Here is a 17,481-nt window from a genome sequence, read left to right on the forward strand (position 1 = left end):
CACATTGAAGCCAGCATGATTGCTGGCTTTTTTTTGCCTCGATTTCAACATATCGCAGGCGCAAAAAAGCCCGTCCTTTGACGGGCCTTTGGATTGCATGAGGTTAAAGCAGGAAAATTGTCGCCAACCCGAGGAAGATGAAGAAGCCACCGCTGTCAGTCATCGCTGTGATCATCACGCTGGCACCCATCGCCGGATCGCGACCCATCTTCGCCAGCGTCATCGGGATCAACACGCCCATCAACGCCGCCAGCAACAGATTGAGCGTCATCGCCGCCGTCATCACCACGCCGAGCGACCAACTGCCGTAGAGCATGTACGCGACCACACCGATCACCCCGCCCCAAACCAGACCGTTGATCAATCCCACCGCCAGCTCTTTGCGCATCAATCGTGACGTATTGCCGGTGCTGACCTGATCCAGCGCCATGGCACGGACGATCATGGTGATAGTCTGGTTACCGGAGTTGCCACCGATACCCGCGACGATCGGCATCAATGCTGCCAATGCCACCAATTTCTCGATCGAGCCTTCGAACAGACCGATCACCCGCGAAGCAACAAATGCAGTGATCAGGTTCACCGCCAGCCAGGCCCAACGGTTGCGCAGGGATTTCCACACTGAAGCGAAAATATCTTCTTCTTCACGCAAACCGGCCATGTTGAGGACTTCGCTTTCGCTTTCCTCACGGATCAGGTCGACCATTTCGTCGATGGTCAGACGGCCGATCAGCTTGCCGTTCTTGTCGACCACCGGCGCGGAGATCAAGTCGTAACGCTCGAATGCCTGAGCGGCGTCGTAGGCGTCTTCGTCCGGGTGGAAACTGACCGGATCGCTGGCCATCACCTCGGCGACCTGCTTCTCCGGATCGTTGACCAGCAGACGCTTGATCGGCAGTACGCCTTTGAGTACGCCGTCATAATCGACAACGAACAATTTGTCGGTATGACCGGGTAGCTCTTTGAGGCGGCGCAGATAACGCAGAACCACTTCCAGGCTGACATCCTCACGGATGGTCACCATCTCGAAGTCCATCAGCGCACCGACCTGATCCTCGTCGTAGGACAGAGCCGAGCGCACGCGTTCGCGTTGCTGGTTATCCAGACTCTCCATGAGTTCATGGACGACGTCTCGCGGCAGTTCGGAGGCAAGGTCAGCGAGCTCGTCAGCATCCATGTCCTTGGCCGCGGCCAGAAGCTCGTGATCGTCCATGTCGGCGATCAGCGTTTCACGGACAGAATCGGATACTTCGAGAAGAATATCGCCGTCGCGATCGGCCTTGACCAGTTGCCAGAGCGTCAGACGATCGTCCAGCGGCAAGGCTTCAAGAATATAGGCGACGTCGGCGGAGTGCAGATCATCGAGCTTGCGTTGCAGCTCGACGAGGTTTTGCCGGTGAACCAGGTTTTCCACACGGTCGTGGTGCGGACCTTCCTGGCGATGAGTCAGGTCTTCAACGACACGCTGGCGCTGCAGCAGCTCAACGACCTGAGCCAGGCGATCCTGCAGGCTTTCCTGGGTTTTCTTTACTTCGATTTCGGACATAGGCGAACTCCACTCCCAGCAGCGGGGCACGCCGGAAGTATCAATCAGTCAATTCATGATTGGTGAAACGGGCTACTGAACAACTACTGGGTAAGTCCATGGAGGTTTTCCATAAGCCCCGGCGGGGCTGACGGGCGCAATGATACACGCCTGACGGTTTAAAACGTTGAAAAAATCACGGCTGAAACAAGCGCTTGCGAAACAAACCTGAGCGCCTTCCTGATCCGTGCAAATGCGACGACTCATCTTGAAAAGAAAACACACCCGCGATGCAAAAAGCAGCGACTACTCTTGGTCGTAGATCGTCACGGAGGACATCGAATGCCCGTAAAACCAGCGTTTTTTTTACTGACCGCCCTGCTCCAGGTCACGCCGTCCAACGCCGCTACACTTCATCGCTGCCAAGCCTCTGACGGCCGCATCACCTTCACGTCGATGAGCTGCGCAACTGGCGAGCAACTCTCGATTCAGGAGGTTCACCCCTACTCCCCAGGCTGGGTCGCGATCATGCCGGAATTCGATCACGAAACTGTGACCGGCATGAAAGACCGTGGACGCGAACCGGGCATCGTGGGCGGTGCCGAACACAAATGTGGAAACCTGATCGACAGCAGGCAGCGGCGTGAGGCAATCATCAACCGGCGCGTCGTTGCCGGCATGAGCCAGCGGGACGTCGAAAGCGCACTGGGCAAGCCAGACAAGATCAACACGCGCACGTCGACCACGAGCTATCGTTACGACCTCAAGCGAGGCCGCAGTGCTCAAATTGATTTTGATGAAAGAGGCTGCGTGAAGGGAAAAGCCAAATCCCGGACAGCAAAAAGCCCGCGTTAAACGCGGGCTTCTTGGTATATGGTGCACTCGACAGGATTCGAACCTGTGACCGCTCGGTTCGTAGCCGAGTACTCTATCCAGCTGAGCTACGAGTGCATTTGTGTTTTTAAACCAGACCACAACTGGCTGAAACCGAGTTACTCACCTTACAGCAAATAACTCTTAAATGGTGCACTCGACAGGATTCGAACCTGTGACCGCTCGGTTCGTAGCCGAGTACTCTATCCAGCTGAGCTACGAGTGCATTTGTTGCCGCGCATTATAGGCCGTCTAATCTCTATGTCAAACACTTTTTCTAGTAATTTCAACAACTTACAGAAGAAGCCAGATTACAACGTACTAAGCAAATAATGGCGGAGAACGGGGGATTCGAACCCCCGACACCCTTTTGAGGTGTACTCCCTTAGCAGGGGAGCGCCTTCGGCCACTCGGCCAGCTCTCCGCAACACGGGGCGTATATTAACCAGCTTCTTCCCCGTTTGCAAACATAAAAATCGATAAAAATTAATGGCTTGGTTCTTCGTCCTTCTCTTTCTTTATACGCAGGTAAATTTCCTCACGGTGCACCGCAACCTCTTTAGGAGCGTTGACGCCGATACGCACCTGGTTTCCTTTGACGCCGAGCACGGTCACGGTGATTTCGCCGTCACCGATAATCAGGCTTTCCGCGCACCGACGAGTCAAAATCAGCATACCTTTCTCCTTACGCCATTCATTTCAGGGACAACAGTCTGCAAAAAAAAGGCACCCGACCTACGACCGCAGCGATCGTAGTCCTACATGCCTGAGTATTGACCAGCGCGAGCAAAAGAACAGTTCCGGGGCTCACGCCATTCAAAAATAAAGGGCGCGGTAAGACCGCGCCCTTTACAGAATCGGATTACTCGCCCTGACGGGCCGGAGCATCCAGTTCGAAAGCCGTGTGCAGCGCGCGCACGGCCAGTTCCAGGTACTTCTCTTCGATCACTACGGAAACCTTGATTTCCGAGGTCGAGATCATCTGGATGTTGATGCTTTCCTTGGCCAGGGATTCGAACATGCGGCTCGCCACGCCTGCGTGGGAACGCATGCCGACGCCGACGATCGAGACCTTGGCAATCTTGGTGTCGCCAACGACTTCGCGGGCACCGATCTCGCGAGCAGTGTTTTCCAGCACGGTCTGTGCGGCCTGGTAGTCGTTGCGGTGTACGGTGAAGGTGAAGTCGGTGGTGTTATCGTGCGCGACGTTCTGCACGATCATGTCGACTTCGATGTTCGCGGCGCTGATCGGGCCGAGAATCTTGAACGCCACACCCGGGGTGTCTGGCACGCCACGGATGGTCAGCTTGGCTTCATCGCGATTGAAAGCGATGCCGGAAATGATCGGCTGTTCCATGGTTTCCTCTTCATCAATAGTAATGAGGGTGCCCGGACCCTCCTTGAAGCTGTGCAGTACGCGCAGCGGAACGTTGTACTTGCCGGCGAATTCCACCGCACGGATCTGCAGCACCTTGGAACCGAGGCTGGCCATTTCCAGCATCTCTTCGAAGGTGATCTTGTCCAGGCGCTGAGCGACCGGCACCACACGCGGGTCGGTGGTGTAGACACCGTCGACGTCGGTGTAGATCTGGCACTCATCCGCCTTCAAGGCTGCTGCCAATGCCACGCCGGTAGTGTCGGAACCGCCGCGCCCGAGGGTGGTGATGTTGCCGTGCTCGTCGACGCCCTGGAAACCGGCGACAACCACCACGCGACCTGCCTTCAGATCACCGCGAATCTTCTGGTCATCAATCTGCAAGATACGCGCTTTGTTGTGCGCACTGTCGGTCAGGATCCGCACCTGATTACCGGTGTACGACACCGCCGGCACACCGCGCTTGATCAGCGCCATGGCCAACAGGGCAATCGTTACCTGCTCACCGGTGGAAACGATCACGTCCAGCTCGCGCGGAACCGGTTGCGCCTCGCCACTGATTTGCTTGGCCAGATCGATCAGACGGTTGGTTTCGCCGCTCATTGCAGACAGCACAACCACCAGGTCATCGCCGGCATCGCGGAATTTCTTAACCTTGTCGGCGACCTGCTCGATTCTCTCGACAGTGCCGACCGAGGTGCCTCCAAATTTCTGTACGATCAAAGCCATTTCAAAGCCGCCTCTGCCCATGAAGGGCGCCCAATAATCTTTCGAACAGTCGCCGGGCCCGCCACTAGACTGCGTGCCCGGCGAGCCGTCTTATAAAGCCTGCTCGACGAATGGAACGGTCAGCGCCAGTGCGCCATCCAGCGCAGCGGCGTCGACACCGCCGCCCTGCGCCATGTCTGGACGACCACCGCCCTTCCCGCCCACTGCCGCAGCGGCCTGTTTCATCAAATCACCGGCTTTGAGTTGGCCAGTCAGGTCCTTGGTCACGCCTGCAACCAGTACGACCTTTTCCTCATGGACACCGCCGAGCAGGATCACTGCGCGGCCGAGTTTGTTTTTCAGCTGATCGACCAGCGCCAGCAGCGCCTTGCCGTCCTGACCATCCAGACGGGCGGCCAACACCTTCACATCCTTGACGTCCACCGCCGAGGCCGACAGATCGTCGCCCGCAGCGCTGGCAGCCTTGGCTTGCAACTGCTCGAGTTGTTTTTCCAGCAGACGGTTGCGCTCCAGTACCGCCGAGAGCTTGTCGATCAGGTTGTCGCGGCTGCCCTTGACCAGGCTGGCCGCTTCCTTGAGTTGTTCTTCCGCCGCGTTCAAGTAGGCCAGCGCCGCAGCACCGGTGACTGCCTCGATACGACGCACGCCCGATGCCACACCACCTTCGCTGATGATTTTCAGCAGGCCGATGTCGCCGGTACGGTTGGCGTGGATACCACCGCACAGTTCGACCGAGAAGTCGCCCATGCTCAGCACGCGCACGCTGTCGCCATACTTCTCGCCGAACAGCGCCATGGCGCCTTTGTTCTTCGCGGTTTCGATGTCGGTTTCTTCGGTTTCAACGGCGGAGTTCTTGCGAATCTCGGCGTTGACAATGTCTTCCAGCTGCTTGATCTGTTCTGGCTTGATCGCTTCGAAGTGGCTGAAGTCGAAACGCAGGCGCTGACTGTCGACCAACGAGCCCTTCTGCTGCACGTGTTCGCCCAGTACCTGACGCAACGCAGCGTGGAGCAGGTGAGTGGCCGAGTGGTTCAGCGCGGTGGCGTGACGCACTTCGGCGTCGACGTGGGTATCCACTGGCGCGCCAATGGTCAGGCTGCCCGAGGCCAGCACACCGTGGTGCAGGAATGCGCCGCCGGTCTTGGTGGTGTCACGCACGTCGAAGCGGCTGTTGCCGGCCTGAATGAAACCGCAGTCACCGATCTGGCCACCGGACTCAGCGTAGAACGGCGTCTGGTTGAGCACGATCACGCCTTCCTGACCTTCGCTCAGTACGTCGACCGACTGACCGTCCTTATAGATGGCGACGATTTTTGCCGAGCCGCTGGTGGCGGCGTAACCGGTGAACTCGGTGGCCACGTCAACCTTGACCAGGGTGTTGTAGTCCAGACCGAACGAGCTGGCCGAGCGCGCGCGGACACGCTGCGCTTCCATCTCGCGTTCGAAGCCGGCTTCGTCGACGGTCAGGCCGCGTTCGCGGGCGATGTCGGCGGTCAGGTCCATCGGAAAACCGTAGGTGTCGTAGAGTTTGAACACCACGTCGCCCGGCACCACTGTGCCTTTGAGCTCGGCCAGATCCTGCTCGAGAATCTTCAGGCCGTGCTCCAGAGTCTTGGAGAACTGCTCTTCTTCGGCCTTGAGCACGCGCTCGATGTTGCTCTGCTGCTTCTTCAGTTCCGGGAACGCTTCGCCCATCTCGGCAACCAGCGCCGCGACGATCTTGTAGAAGAAACTACCGGTGGCGCCGAGCTTGTTGCCGTGACGGCAGGCGCGACGGATGATCCGGCGCAGCACGTAACCGCGACCTTCGTTGGACGGCAGCACGCCGTCAGCGATCAGGAAACCGCAGGAACGGATGTGGTCGGACACGACTTTGAGCGACGACTGATCGCCGTTTTCGCAGCCGATCGCTTCGGCCGAAGCCTTCAGCAGGTTCTTGAACAGGTCGATGTCGTAGTTGGAATTGACGTGCTGCATCACCGCACTGATCCGCTCCAGGCCCATGCCGGTGTCCACCGACGGCGCTGGCAACGGATGCAACACGCCATCGGCGGTGCGGTTGAACTGCATGAAGACGTTGTTCCAGATCTCGATGTAGCGGTCACCATCTTCTTCCGGCGAACCCGGCGGGCCGCCCCAGATGTGCTCGCCGTGATCGTAGAAAATCTCGGTGCACGGGCCGCACGGGCCGGTGTCGCCCATGGTCCAGAAGTTGTCGGATGCGTACGGCGCGCCTTTGTTGTCGCCGATGCGAATCATGCGCTCGGCCGGCACACCGATTTTCTGTGTCCAGATGTCATACGCTTCGTCGTCGGTGGCGTAGACGGTGACCCAGAGCTTTTCCTTTGGCAGCTTGAGCACGCCGGTGAGGAAGGTCCAGGCGAAGGTGATCGCGTCGTGCTTGAAATAATCGCCGAAGCTGAAGTTACCGAGCATTTCGAAGAACGTGTGGTGACGGGCGGTATAACCGACGTTTTCCAGGTCACTGTTCTTGCCGCCGGCGCGCACGCATTTCTGGCTGCTGGTGGCACGGGTGTACGCACGTTTTTCCTGGCCCAGGAAGCAGTCCTTGAACTGGTTCATCCCCGCGTTGGTGAACAGCAGGGTTGGGTCGTTGCCCGGAATCAAAGAGCTGGAGGCTACACGGGTGTGGCCTTGCTCTTCGAAGAAGCGAAGGAAGGCTTCACGGATTTCTGCGCTTTTCATTAGGTTCTTCCACGGAGGCTGCGGCCAAAGGCCTGTTCGAAACGTCGTGAGACGAAGCGACGGCAAAGGGCCGCATTATATCGGCCCTGCGCGCGGGGTACAGCGTGTTTATACGATAGAAACGGTCAATTGGACGGCTAACGCTGTCACTGGCGTGAAAACTCGACGAATGTAGCGATCACTTGCTCGATTTGCGCGCGGCTGACGTCCATGTGCGTGACCATGCGCAAGCGCGCAGCGGCGCTGAGCTTGATCCCCCGTTCGCCGGCAAAGGCCTTGAGCGCTTCGGCCTTGTCGCCCATTTGCACATAAACCATGTTGGTTTGCACCGGTTCCACGACGAAACCGGCCTCACGCAAACCCTTGGCGAGCAACTGGGCGTTGGCGTGGTCATCCGCCAGCCGTTCAACATGATGATCCAGCGCGTACAGGCCAGCCGCGGCCAGCAACCCGGCCTGACGCATGCCGCCGCCAACCATTTTGCGCAAACGCCGCGCTTTGCCGATCAGTTGCTCGGAACCGCACAACACCGAGCCCACCGGCGCGCCAAGACCTTTGGACAGGCACACCGACACCGAATCGAAATGCTGAGTAATTTCCCGCGCATCAACGCCGAGTCTGACCGCCGCGTTATATAGGCGCGCGCCGTCCAGGTGCAATTGCAGTCCGTGCTGCTGAGTGAAGCGTCGCGCCCGGGCCAGATACTCCAGCGGCAGCACCTTGCCTTGCATGGTGTTTTCCAGCGCCAGCAGGCGCGTGCGGGCGAAGTGAAAGTCGTCAGGCTTGATCGCCGCCGCGACCTGCTCCAGATCGAGCGAACCGTCAGCCTGCACTTCCAGCGGCTGCGGCTGAATCGAACCGAGCACCGCCGCACCACCGCCTTCGTACTTATAGGTGTGCGCCTGCTGACCGACGATGTACTCGTCGCCACGCTCGCAATGCGCCATCAAGCCGAGCAGGTTGCTCATGGTTCCGGTAGGCACGAACAGCGCGGCGGCAAAACCCAGGCGTTTGGCCAGTTCGGCCTCGAGGTGATTGACCGTCGGATCCTCGCCGTACACATCGTCCCCGGTGTCCGCTGCGGTCATCGCATCGAGCATGGCGGGAGTCGGTTGGGTGACGGTGTCGCTGCGAAGATCGATAACGCTCATGAACCTGGCCTCTGGTCAGCAGGGGGAAATCCCTTTACGAAGGTCAATTACTGCGGTCATGAGCCGGATTATTCAAGCCTTTAATGAGAAAAGGCCCCGTTACTCTTCAGGAAAGTGCAATGCATGTGGGAGCGGGCTTGCTCGCGAAGGCGGACTGCCAGCCAACATTTGCGTTGACGGTTAAATCGCTTTCGCGAGCAAGCCCGCTCCCACAGGTTCTGTATTTCGGTCGGCCGGCATTGAGTATGCAAGCGCTCAAAATCTGTGTTAAAAACGCTGCGCCGCCCGAGAATGGGCGGCGAAAACGTTCTCAGGGCGGGGTGCAATTCCCCACCGGCGGTAATTGCGCGCAATGCGCATAGCCCGCGAGCGCTTGGCGCTGCACACGACTTGAGTCGGGTGCGTCGGCAAGGTCAGCAGACCCGGTGTGATTCCGGGGCCGACGGTCATAGTCCGGATGAAGAGAGAACGGGATTGAAGCCAAAGGGCCGTCCGCGTGCATTCGTGCGTGCGCTCGTACCCTTGCATCCCTTTCGATTCATAACGCCCTGTTTTTCACACAAACAGGAGTCAGAACATGCAACCCACCGCTATCGACAGCAAAAGCAAACACCCACAGGGCGGGCGCGTCGCGTTCATCCAGGCCTGCTGGCACAAGGAAATCGTCGACCAGAGCCGTAAAGGCTTCATCGCCGAAATGCTGGTGCAGGGTTACCAGGAATCGGACATCGATTTCTTCGAAGTCGGCGGCGCCTTTGAAATGCCGCTGCACGCCAAGCTGCTGGCCAAGTCCGGCCGTTACGCCGGCATCGTTGCCGCCGCCCTGGTGGTCGACGGCGGCATCTACCGTCACGAGTTCGTTGCGCAATCGGTGGTCAGTGGCCTGATGCAGGTGCAACTGGAAACCGAAGTGCCGGTGTTCTCGGTGTCGCTGACCCCGCATCACTTCCATTCGGGTGAAGAGCATCAGAAATTCTTCTTCGAACACTTTGTGCACAAGGGTCAGGAAGCGGCGCGGACTTGCGCCGATACGTTGCAGAAGATTCGGGCATTGCGCCGCACCGAGCTGCAGGCTGTAGCGGTCTGATTCTTACATGATCGTTCCCACGCTCTGCGTGGGAATGCCTCAATGGGCGCTCTGCGTCCGCTGTTGGGACGCGGAGCGTCCCGGGCTGCATTCCCACGCGGAGCGTGGGAACGATCACAACCTGGGTCAGGCGAGGTTTTCGTCGGTACTCGGGACGATCAGGATGCCAGCGCGCAGGCCGTTCTTGACTTTGGGGTTGGGGAAAATGATCCGTGCGCCCTGCTCTTCGATCACCCAACGGGTATTGGCCAGGTCTTCGGCCAGCACATAACCCGGTTCGAGCTCGGAAAAGTTTTCGATGTCCGCCGGCAGGTTCAGGTGGAACGCATCGCTGTGCTTGATGATTTCCCGCGCCACGCTGAACAGCTGCAAGCCGTCCAGTCCCTCTTCCGTCTCCGGCTCAGTGCCTTCGATGATCTGCTTCAGACGGGTTTCCAGCAGTGAAACGTTAACGCCGTCGTTCTGCCCGAACGGTCGCGCCTTCCCCAGTTCCAGGGTGAAAGCCTCGGCATCGAGCTTGTCGTAGGTGTATGCGCTGAACACGATCGACGGTTTGTTCTGCAACAGCACCGCCTCCATGCCCGCCGCGCGCAGGCGCGCAAGCTCACGACGGGAATGCTGGCGCCCCTCCTTCCACGGGTACAAGGCGAACTGTTCGATCTTCGAACCGCGAATCGCCGTGTGCAGGTCGTAGTGCAAACGCTGGCGCTCGGGCTTGCTGAAGAAACTCGCCGCCAGCCGTTCCAGCTCACAGGCGCGCAATGCTTCCGAGCCGCTGCTTTGTTCGTGGCGGCCGTTGAACAGCCGATTGACGTCCTGCTCGACGAAACGCTCGCCTTTGCGAATCGCTTCCGGGTTGCCGAACAGAAAAAGAATGCGTGCGCGCGGCTTCAAGTCGCCGCGAGCGATGTCGTGCAGCAGCCGATCGAGCAACTCGATCGGTGCGGTTTCGTTGCCATGGATGCCCGCCGACAGCAGCAGGTCCAGGCCATTGTCGCGCGCTTGCGGGGGCCGGACTTCCAGCGCCCCTTCGCTCAACCAGCGCATGCGCACGCCTTCGACAGTCAGTTGAGTCTTCTCCGCCGGTTCGCGGCCGGCGAGGGTCAGTTCAAGCAGTTTGCCGAGGGCGAGCATAGAGCGGTTTCCTTAATGGTCGTGGTTGCAATCCGGGCCGTGTACGTGATCCTCGTCAGCGCCGAGGTCAGCCGGTTCCATTTCCAGTTGCAGACTTACCAGATTAGTCGCCAATGGGCGCAGCAGCAGGTTGGCGTACTCTTCGTCACCTTCCTCGACGTCCACGCCGATCAGCAACTGGCCACGGCCGTCCTGCTGGATCCACAGCTCCTTGCCTTGCCACATGACCGCAACGCGGGTGCACGAGGTTTGCAATTGCGTGCCGTCGGTGTCTTCAAGGATCAGCTGCAGGGAATCGCTCATGTTTTTACTCTCTTGGGGTGACACGCCGCGCGCCACATTCAGGCAGCGCGCCGGCGATCAATTGATCTGGAAGGGATAAACCGCGCCCAGTTTAAGGATTTGCGTCAGTTCATCCAGTGCCGTCCGGCATTCAAGCAGCAACTGCGGATCCGCCAGATCGGTTTCGCTCAGACGGTCGCGGTAGTGCTTTTCAACCCATGCGGTCAACGAACCGTACAACGGAGCCGTCATGATAACCCCTGGATTGACGGCCGCCAGTTCGGTTTCATTCAGCGCCACGCGCAGACGCAGGCACGCCGGGCCGCCGCCATTCTGCATGCTTTGCTTGAGGTCGAAGACCTTCACTTCGCGGATCATTGCGCCGGAACTGGTCAGGCTTTGCAGATAAGCCCAGACACGCTCGTTGGCCTGGCATTCCTGCGGCACGATCAGCAGCATCGAGCCATCGGCACGCGACAGCAACTGGCTGTTGAACAGGTAGGAACGCACCGCGTCGTCGACGCTGACCGCCGAACGCGGCACGCAAACGGACTGGAAGTGGCCGCCGACCTTGGCCAGTTTGCCTTGCAGTTCGGCGAGCATCTTGTCGGTCTCAAGGAACGCGTCCTCGTGATAGAACAGCACTTCACCGTTGCCCACGGCGATCACGTCGTTATGGAACACGCCCTGATCGATCACATTGGGATTCTGCTGGGCATAGACCACGCCGTCTTCACGCAGACCGTGCAGGCGCGCCACGGCTTGCGAGGCTTCGAGGGTCTGGCGCGCCGGGTATTTCTGCGGCGCCGGGACACGATTGTCGAATGCGCTGCGGCCGAACACGAAAAACTCGACGCCCGCCTCGCCATACTCACGGCAGAAACGTGTGTGGTTGGCCGCGCCTTCGTCGCCGAACTGCGCCACTGCCGGCAATGCCGCGTGATGGGCGAAGTGCTGTTGATTGGCGAACATCGCCCCGAGCACACGGCTGGTGGTGGGGTGTTCGATACTGCGGTGGTATTTGCAGTTGAGGTTGGCGGCGGTGAAATGCACGCGGCCGTCAGCGGTGTCAGCGCTCGGGCTGACCGTGGCGGCGTTGGCGACCCACATGCTCGACGCCGAGCAACTGGCGACCAGCAGCGGCATCGCCTCTTTGGCGGCGCGCTCGATCACTTGCGCGTCCGTGCCGCTGAAGCCCAGACGGCGCAGCGCGGCCACGTCCGGACGTTCCTGCGGAGCCAGCACGCCTTGCTGAAAGCCCATGTCCATCAGCGCTTTCATCTTTGCCAGACCTTGCAGCGCCGCTTCCTTCGGGTTGGAGGATTGCTGACTGTTGCTCTGCGAGGCGACGTTGCCGTAGGACAGACCGCCGTAGTTATGGGTCGGCCCCACTAGACCGTCAAAATTGACTTCATAGGATTTCATCAGCGAGGCTCCACGAGAATCTGTTGTTATAGGCTTCAGTAACTATTCTTTGCGACCGAGGTGCGACGATTCGACCTGCTCGCGAATGGGCATCACGCCATTTTCACGCCGGGTGTCAGGGCGGCAGGCAACACCAGGCTCGGAGTTTCCAGCGACGCCACCGGGTACGCGCAATAATCCGCTGCGTAGTAGGCGCTGGCGCGATGGTTGCCCGAGGCGCCGACGCCGCCGAACGGCGCGCTGCTCGCGGCGCCGGTCAGCTGCTTGTTCCAGTTGACGATGCCGGCGCGGCTTTCCAGCCAGAACTGCTGATAACGCGCTTCGGAATCCGAGAGCAAACCGGCGGCCAGCCCATAAGCGGTGTTGTTGGCCTCAGTGATCGCCGCAGCGAAATCGGTGTAGCGGATCACTTGCAGCAGCGGCCCGAACAGTTCTTCGTCCGGACGCTCGGCCACCGCCGTCACATCGACAATGCCCGGAGTCAGCAGCGCCGACTGCGCCTGTGGCTGAGTCATTTCCAGCAGCGACACTGCGCCGTTGGTCAGCAGATGTTCCTGTGCATCCATCAGCGCTTTTGCCGCGCCAAGGGAAACCACCGAGCCCATGAACGGGGCAGGTTGTTGATCGAACGCGCCGACTTCGATGGTCGCGCTGACTTCCACCAGACGCTTGAGCAGGCTGTCGCCCCACGCGCCTTGCGGCACCAGCAGACGGCGGGCGCAGGTGCAGCGCTGGCCGGCGGAAATGAACGCCGACTGAATGATCGTGTACACCGCCGCGTCCAGATCAGCGACCTGATCGACCACCAGCGGGTTGTTGCCGCCCATCTCCAGCGCAAGAATCTTGTCCGGACGACCGGCGAATTGCTGGTGCAGATGGTTGCCGGTGCGGCTCGAACCGGTGAAGAACAGACCGTCGATCCCCGGGTTCGCTGCCAGGGCGATGCCGGTTTCCCGTGCGCCTTGCAGCAGGTTCAGCGCGCCCGCCGGCAGGCCGGCTTCGATCCAGCACTTGACCGTCAGCTCGGCGACTTTCGGCGTCAGCTCGCTGGGTTTGAACAGCACGGTGTTACCGGCCAGCAATGCCGGGACGATGTGGCCGTTGGGCAGGTGACCGGGGAAGTTGTAAGGCCCAAACACCGCGACCACGCCGTGCGGCTTGTGGCGCAATACGGCAGTGGCGTCGCCCAGCGGGCCGCTCTTCTCGCCGGTCCGCTCGCGATAGCTTTGTACCGAGATGGCAATCTTGTTGACCATGCTGGTGACTTCGGTCGAGGCTTCCCACAGCGGCTTGCCGGTTTCCTCGCCGATGGTGCGGGCCAGTTCGTCAGCATGATTTTTCAGCGCCGCCGCAAAGGCTTCGAGCACGCTGATACGCTCATCGAGGGTATGACGTGCCCATTCAGGAAATGCCTGGCGAGCAGCCTGCACCGCCGATTCGACCTGCGCAGCAGTAGCGCCCTCCCCCGCCCACAGCACTTGCTGGGTCACCGGGTTCAGCGATTGGAAGGCTTCGCCCTGACCGGCCAGCCACTCACCTGCGATGTATAGCGAATTCATTATTTCGACTCCCGTGCAGCGGACAGCGCCACGGCGCGAACCTGATCGCCGGCGCTGAGTTGAAGACGTTTGGCGGTCTGCGGATCGACCACCAGCGTGCCGGCGGCCAGACGCGCAGGCGCCGCGGTGATGCGGCAATCTTCGCGCTTGCGGTTGTGGATGATGAACGGCGTGGCGTCATCGCCCGGCGTGCCGACCGCCAGCACGAGGGCTTCGCTGTCACGCACCGCGCGGATCTTGCCGGTTTCGCATTCGATGGCCGGGCCGGCGTCGAAGATATCGACGTAACCCTGATAACTGAAACCTTCGCTCTTGAGCATCGCCAGTGCCGGCTCGGTGTCCGGGTGAACCTGGCCGATGACATTGCGCGCATCCGGCGAGAGGAAGCAGGTGTATAGCGGGAATTTTGGCATCAGTTCGGCGATGAATGCCTTGTTGCCGACGCCGGTCAGGTAATCGGCCTGGCTGAATTCCATCTTGAAGAAATGCCGGCCGAGGCTTTCCCAGAACGGCGAGCGCCCGGCGTCATCGGACACGCCACGCATCTCGGCGATGATCTTGTTACCGAACAGCTCCGGAAACTCGGCGATGAACAGCATGCGCGCCTTGGACAGCATCCGGCCGTTGAGACCGCTGCGGTAATTGGCGTGCAGGAACAGCGAGCACAGCTCCGAGTTGCCGGTCAGGTCGTTGGCCAGAAACAGCGTCGGAATCTCACGATAGATGTTCAATTCCTGCGAGGCGCTGACGGTCAGGCCGACGCGGAAGTTGTACCACGGCTCACGCAGACCGACCGCGCCAGCGATGGCGGAAATGCCCACCACACGGCCGTCGTCGTCTTCGAGCACGAACAGGTAGTCCGCATCGCCACGCCCGGCTTCGCCGCGAAAAGTCTTCTCGGCCCAGCCGACCCGATGGGCCAGACGTTCTTCGTTGGCCGGCAAGGTGGTGAGGCCGGTGCCGGTGCTGCGGGCCAGGTCGATCAGCGCGGATAAATCGCTGCTGCGTACGGGACGAACAATCATGCTATCTCCTCAAACGGGTCGCTCGCGCCACCCGTGAAACTCGCTAAGGCGTTAAACCGCCACCAGGCGCACGCTGGCACCTTCACCGACGCCCAGGGCTTCGGCCGCTTCCAGATCCAGCGTCACCGGTTTGCCCGGCGCGTAATCCAGCTCGAGCAACACCGCGCGGTAATCCTGCAACTGCGCGTTGGCCACCAGATACTGACGCCCGGCGCCTTTGACCGGCTCACCGATCTTCACCGGCACCACGCGGCTCTGGGCGATCGAACGGATCCCCGACACGCGTGCATGCAGGGTCGGGCCGCCGTCGAAGATGTCGATGTAGTGATCGGTCTCGAAGCCTTCGCGCATCAGGATGTCGAAAGTGATCTGCGCACGCGGGTGCACCTGGCCCATCGCTTCTTGCGCGGAGTCGGGCAGCAGCGGCACGTAGATCGGGTAATGCGGCATCAGCTCGGCGAGGAAGGTGCGGCTCTTCAGCCCGCAAAGGCGCTCGGCTTCGGCGTAGTTGAGGTCGAAGAAGTTGCGCCCGATCGCATCCCAGAACGGCGAATCGCCATTCTCGTCGCTGTAGCCGACGATCTCGGTCACCACCGAGTCGGCGAAACGCTCCGGGTGGCTGGCCACGAACAGCAGACGACCACGGGAATTGAGCTCGGCCCAGGGCGATCCGACCAGCTCGCGCTGCACGTAGAAACTGGTCAGCAGGCTGTTGCCGGTCAGGTCGTGGCACTGCGAAAGCACGTGGATCTTGTTGTGGATCTTCAGCTCGCGGGAAGCGTGAACGAAGGTCTCGTTACGGAAGCTGTAGAACGGCTCAGAGTAACCGGCGGAAGCGACGATGGCCGAGCAGCCGACCAGTTTGCCGGTGGCGGAATCTTCGAGGACGAAGAAATAGCTTTCTTCACCGTTGAAGCTCACTTCGGCGGCGAACGACGCTTCGCTCGCGGCGATCTTGTCGCTCAGACGTTCCACGTCATCCGGCAAGGAAGTGACACCAATCGGGCTGTCCGCAGCCAGACGCTGTACCTCGCCCAGATCAGCCATTTGCGCGGGGCGCATCACCAGCATGGTGTCACTCCTTTCTCTCATAAAAATCACAGAAAAAAACCGGGCTCTGACTGTTTGAACAGCGCTCAGTGTGGGAGCGGGCTTGCTCGCGAAAGCGTTGTATCAGTCGACATTTTCGCTGTCTGACCCACCGCTTTCGCGAGCAAGCCCGCTCTCACATTTGATCCAGCCCGGCTTTGCAAATTTGATCGACGCCTGAAATCTCCAGGCGCCGAAAGGTTCATCAGGCTTGCGTCAACTTCGCCGCGGCACGTTCGAAGCGGTCCAGACCGGCATCGATATCGGCGTCTTCAACCACCAGGCTCGGGGCGAAACGGATCACGTCCGGGCCAGCCTGGAGAATCATCAGGCCTTCCTGTTCGGCGGCGTTGAAGATGTCCTTGGCCTTGCCTTTCCAGGCGTCGTTAAGCACGCAACCGATCAGTAGACCGAGGCCACGCACCTGAGTGAACAGGCCGTATTTGGCGCCGATCTGCTCCAGGCGCGATTTGAACTTGTCGTGCTTGGCGTTGACGCCGCTCAACACTTCCGGGGTGTTGATCACGTCGATCACCGCTTCGGCGACGGCGCAGGCCAGCGGGTTGCCGCCATACGTGGTGCCGTGAGTACCGACCACCAGATGTTTGGCCAGTGCTTCGGTGGTCAGCATCGCCGCAATCGGGAAACCGCCGCCCAGGCTCTTGGCGCTGGTGAGGATGTCCGGGGTCACGCCGTAATGCTGGTAGGCGAACAGCTTGCCGCTGCGGCCCATGCCGGTCTGCACTTCGTCGAACACCAGCAGCGCGTTGTGCGCGTCGCACAATTCACGGGCGCCTTGCAGGTAAGCCAGTTCGGCCGGCAGCACGCCGCCCTCGCCCTGAATCGGTTCGAGCACGACCGCGCAGGTCTTGTCGGACACTGCCGCTTTCAGCGCGGCCAGATCGTTGTAGGGAACGTGGGTGATGCCGGTGATTTTCGGGCCGAAACCGTCGGAGTACTTCGACTGGCCACCGACGTTGACAGTGAACAGGGTACGGCCATGGAAGCTGTTCAGCGCGGCGATGATTTCGTACTTCTCGCTGCCGAAGCGGTCGAACGCGACGCGACGGGCCAGCTTGAACGCGGCCTCGTTGGCTTCAGCGCCGGAGTTGCAGAAGAACGCACGCTCGGCGAACGTGGCGTCGATCAGCTTGTGCGCCAGGCGCAGCGCCGGCTCGTTGGTGAAGACGTTGGACACATGCCACAGCTTGTTGGCCTGCTCGGTCAAGGCACCGACCAGCGCCGGGTGCGCGTGGCCCAATACGTTGACGGCAATCCCGCCGGCGAAGTCGATCAGCTCGCGGCCGGCCTGATCCCAGACCCGGGAACCGGCGCCACGCACCGGAATGAAAGCGGCAGGCGCGTAGTTGGGAACCATTACCTGGTCGAAATCGGCGCGTTGTACCGCAGCGTGCTCAACGGACATCGGAGTCTCCTGAAAAGGAACACTCGCCGGAAACTGGCGAGCGATTGGGGGGATTGTAAGGACAGTTTGGTGCCCGGCCTTGTCGCCAAGCGACA

Annotated in this window: 14 protein-coding genes, 3 tRNA genes and 1 riboswitch; of the genes, 2 read left to right on the plus strand and 15 right to left on the minus strand. The window is 60.4% G+C overall.

What is annotated here, in order from left to right:
• Positions 1-103: 103 nt before the first annotated feature.
• A complete protein-coding gene (gene mgtE / locus ACP7D9_RS11680) occupies positions 104-1,546 on the minus strand; it encodes a magnesium transporter (protein ID WP_016773597.1) in 1,443 nt (480 codons plus the stop codon).
• A 321-nt stretch (positions 1,547-1,867) separates the two neighbouring features.
• Between mgtE and ACP7D9_RS11685 the strand changes: the two genes are divergently transcribed.
• Entirely contained in the window at positions 1,868-2,380 is a 513-nt protein-coding gene (locus tag ACP7D9_RS11685; RefSeq protein ID WP_426157549.1) for a cell envelope protein SmpA, read from the plus strand.
• A gap of 19 nt (positions 2,381-2,399) precedes the next feature.
• Here ACP7D9_RS11685 and ACP7D9_RS11690 read toward each other — a convergent pair.
• From ACP7D9_RS11690 to ltaE, 7 genes are all read right to left on the minus strand, one after another.
• A tRNA-Arg gene (locus tag ACP7D9_RS11690) sits at positions 2,400-2,476 on the minus strand.
• Between the two features lie 71 nt (positions 2,477-2,547).
• A tRNA-Arg gene (locus ACP7D9_RS11695) sits at positions 2,548-2,624 on the minus strand.
• A gap of 107 nt (positions 2,625-2,731) precedes the next feature.
• Positions 2,732-2,822 (minus strand) — tRNA-Ser (locus ACP7D9_RS11700).
• Between the two features lie 62 nt (positions 2,823-2,884).
• Entirely contained in the window at positions 2,885-3,073 is a 189-nt protein-coding gene (csrA, locus tag ACP7D9_RS11705) for a carbon storage regulator CsrA (RefSeq protein ID WP_002554426.1), read from the minus strand.
• A gap of 187 nt (positions 3,074-3,260) precedes the next feature.
• Positions 3,261-4,502: an aspartate kinase gene (locus ACP7D9_RS11710; RefSeq protein WP_016773595.1), complete on the minus strand. Its 1,242-nt coding sequence runs from the start codon at positions 4,500-4,502 to the stop codon at positions 3,261-3,263.
• 90 nt (positions 4,503-4,592) lie between these two features.
• The gene (gene alaS, locus ACP7D9_RS11715; protein WP_101155940.1) at positions 4,593-7,208 is read right to left on the minus strand and encodes an alanine--tRNA ligase; all 2,616 of its coding nucleotides are present in this window, start codon (positions 7,206-7,208) and stop codon (positions 4,593-4,595) included.
• A gap of 146 nt (positions 7,209-7,354) precedes the next feature.
• The gene (ltaE, locus tag ACP7D9_RS11720; protein WP_426157552.1) at positions 7,355-8,359 is read right to left on the minus strand and encodes a low-specificity L-threonine aldolase; all 1,005 of its coding nucleotides are present in this window, start codon (positions 8,357-8,359) and stop codon (positions 7,355-7,357) included.
• A gap of 302 nt (positions 8,360-8,661) precedes the next feature.
• A riboswitch (FMN riboswitch) is annotated at positions 8,662-8,833 on the plus strand.
• A 103-nt stretch (positions 8,834-8,936) separates the two neighbouring features.
• On the opposite strand from ltaE, the gene ACP7D9_RS11725 reads away from it, so the two are divergent.
• Positions 8,937-9,446: a 6,7-dimethyl-8-ribityllumazine synthase gene (locus ACP7D9_RS11725; protein ID WP_426157554.1), complete on the plus strand. Its 510-nt coding sequence runs from the start codon at positions 8,937-8,939 to the stop codon at positions 9,444-9,446.
• 126 nt (positions 9,447-9,572) lie between these two features.
• Here the strand turns inward: ACP7D9_RS11725 and astE are convergent, their stop codons facing one another.
• The 7 genes from astE to ACP7D9_RS11760 form a co-directional block, all read right to left on the minus strand.
• Positions 9,573-10,580, minus strand: coding sequence for a succinylglutamate desuccinylase (gene astE, locus ACP7D9_RS11730; RefSeq protein ID WP_426157556.1), 1,008 nt, complete (start codon positions 10,578-10,580; stop codon positions 9,573-9,575).
• Positions 10,581-10,592: 12 nt separating this feature from the next.
• The gene (locus ACP7D9_RS11735; protein ID WP_016773591.1) at positions 10,593-10,883 is read right to left on the minus strand and encodes a hypothetical protein; all 291 of its coding nucleotides are present in this window, start codon (positions 10,881-10,883) and stop codon (positions 10,593-10,595) included.
• A 57-nt stretch (positions 10,884-10,940) separates the two neighbouring features.
• Complete coding sequence (astB, locus tag ACP7D9_RS11740) at positions 10,941-12,287, minus strand: N-succinylarginine dihydrolase (protein ID WP_426157559.1); 1,347 nt, start codon at positions 12,285-12,287, stop codon at positions 10,941-10,943.
• Between the two features lie 92 nt (positions 12,288-12,379).
• Entirely contained in the window at positions 12,380-13,849 is a 1,470-nt protein-coding gene (gene astD, locus ACP7D9_RS11745; protein ID WP_426157858.1) for a succinylglutamate-semialdehyde dehydrogenase, read from the minus strand.
• Positions 13,846-14,871: an arginine N-succinyltransferase gene (astA, locus tag ACP7D9_RS11750; RefSeq protein WP_426157561.1), complete on the minus strand. Its 1,026-nt coding sequence runs from the start codon at positions 14,869-14,871 to the stop codon at positions 13,846-13,848. The genes astD and astA overlap by 4 nt, the downstream gene beginning before the upstream one ends.
• A gap of 51 nt (positions 14,872-14,922) precedes the next feature.
• Positions 14,923-15,942: an arginine/ornithine succinyltransferase subunit alpha gene (gene aruF, locus ACP7D9_RS11755; protein WP_059404897.1), complete on the minus strand. Its 1,020-nt coding sequence runs from the start codon at positions 15,940-15,942 to the stop codon at positions 14,923-14,925.
• 223 nt (positions 15,943-16,165) lie between these two features.
• Positions 16,166-17,386 (minus strand): aspartate aminotransferase family protein, encoded by a 1,221-nt coding sequence (locus ACP7D9_RS11760; protein ID WP_426157563.1) that lies wholly within the window; start codon positions 17,384-17,386, stop codon positions 16,166-16,168.
• Between the last annotated feature and the right edge of the window lie 95 nt (positions 17,387-17,481).

Origin of the sequence: Pseudomonas sp. TSRC2-2 (genome assembly GCF_049897785.1) — a bacterium.
GTDB lineage: Bacteria > Pseudomonadota > Gammaproteobacteria > Pseudomonadales > Pseudomonadaceae > Aquipseudomonas.

Bases quoted from the DNA above. Each gene is read 5' to 3' on its own strand.
- ltaE (WP_426157552.1), bottom strand. From the start codon at position 8,359: ATGAGCGTTATCGATCTTCGCAGCGACACCGTCACCCAACCGACTCCC.
- astA (WP_426157561.1), bottom strand. From the start codon at position 14,871: ATGATTGTTCGTCCCGTACGCAGCAGCGATTTATCCGCGCTGATCGAC.
- astB (WP_426157559.1), bottom strand. From the start codon at position 12,287: ATGAAATCCTATGAAGTCAATTTTGACGGTCTAGTGGGGCCGACCCAT.
- ACP7D9_RS11760 (WP_426157563.1), bottom strand. From the start codon at position 17,386: ATGTCCGTTGAGCACGCTGCGGTACAACGCGCCGATTTCGACCAGGTA.
- csrA (WP_002554426.1), bottom strand. From the start codon at position 3,073: ATGCTGATTTTGACTCGTCGGTGCGCGGAAAGCCTGATTATCGGTGAC.
- ACP7D9_RS11735 (WP_016773591.1), bottom strand. From the start codon at position 10,883: ATGAGCGATTCCCTGCAGCTGATCCTTGAAGACACCGACGGCACGCAA.
- alaS (WP_101155940.1), bottom strand. From the start codon at position 7,208: ATGAAAAGCGCAGAAATCCGTGAAGCCTTCCTTCGCTTCTTCGAAGAG.
- aruF (WP_059404897.1), bottom strand. From the start codon at position 15,942: ATGCTGGTGATGCGCCCCGCGCAAATGGCTGATCTGGGCGAGGTACAG.
- ACP7D9_RS11725 (WP_426157554.1), top strand. From the start codon at position 8,937: ATGCAACCCACCGCTATCGACAGCAAAAGCAAACACCCACAGGGCGGG.
- mgtE (WP_016773597.1), bottom strand. From the start codon at position 1,546: ATGTCCGAAATCGAAGTAAAGAAAACCCAGGAAAGCCTGCAGGATCGC.
- ACP7D9_RS11710 (WP_016773595.1), bottom strand. From the start codon at position 4,502: ATGGCTTTGATCGTACAGAAATTTGGAGGCACCTCGGTCGGCACTGTC.
- astE (WP_426157556.1), bottom strand. From the start codon at position 10,580: ATGCTCGCCCTCGGCAAACTGCTTGAACTGACCCTCGCCGGCCGCGAA.
- ACP7D9_RS11685 (WP_426157549.1), top strand. From the start codon at position 1,868: ATGCCCGTAAAACCAGCGTTTTTTTTACTGACCGCCCTGCTCCAGGTC.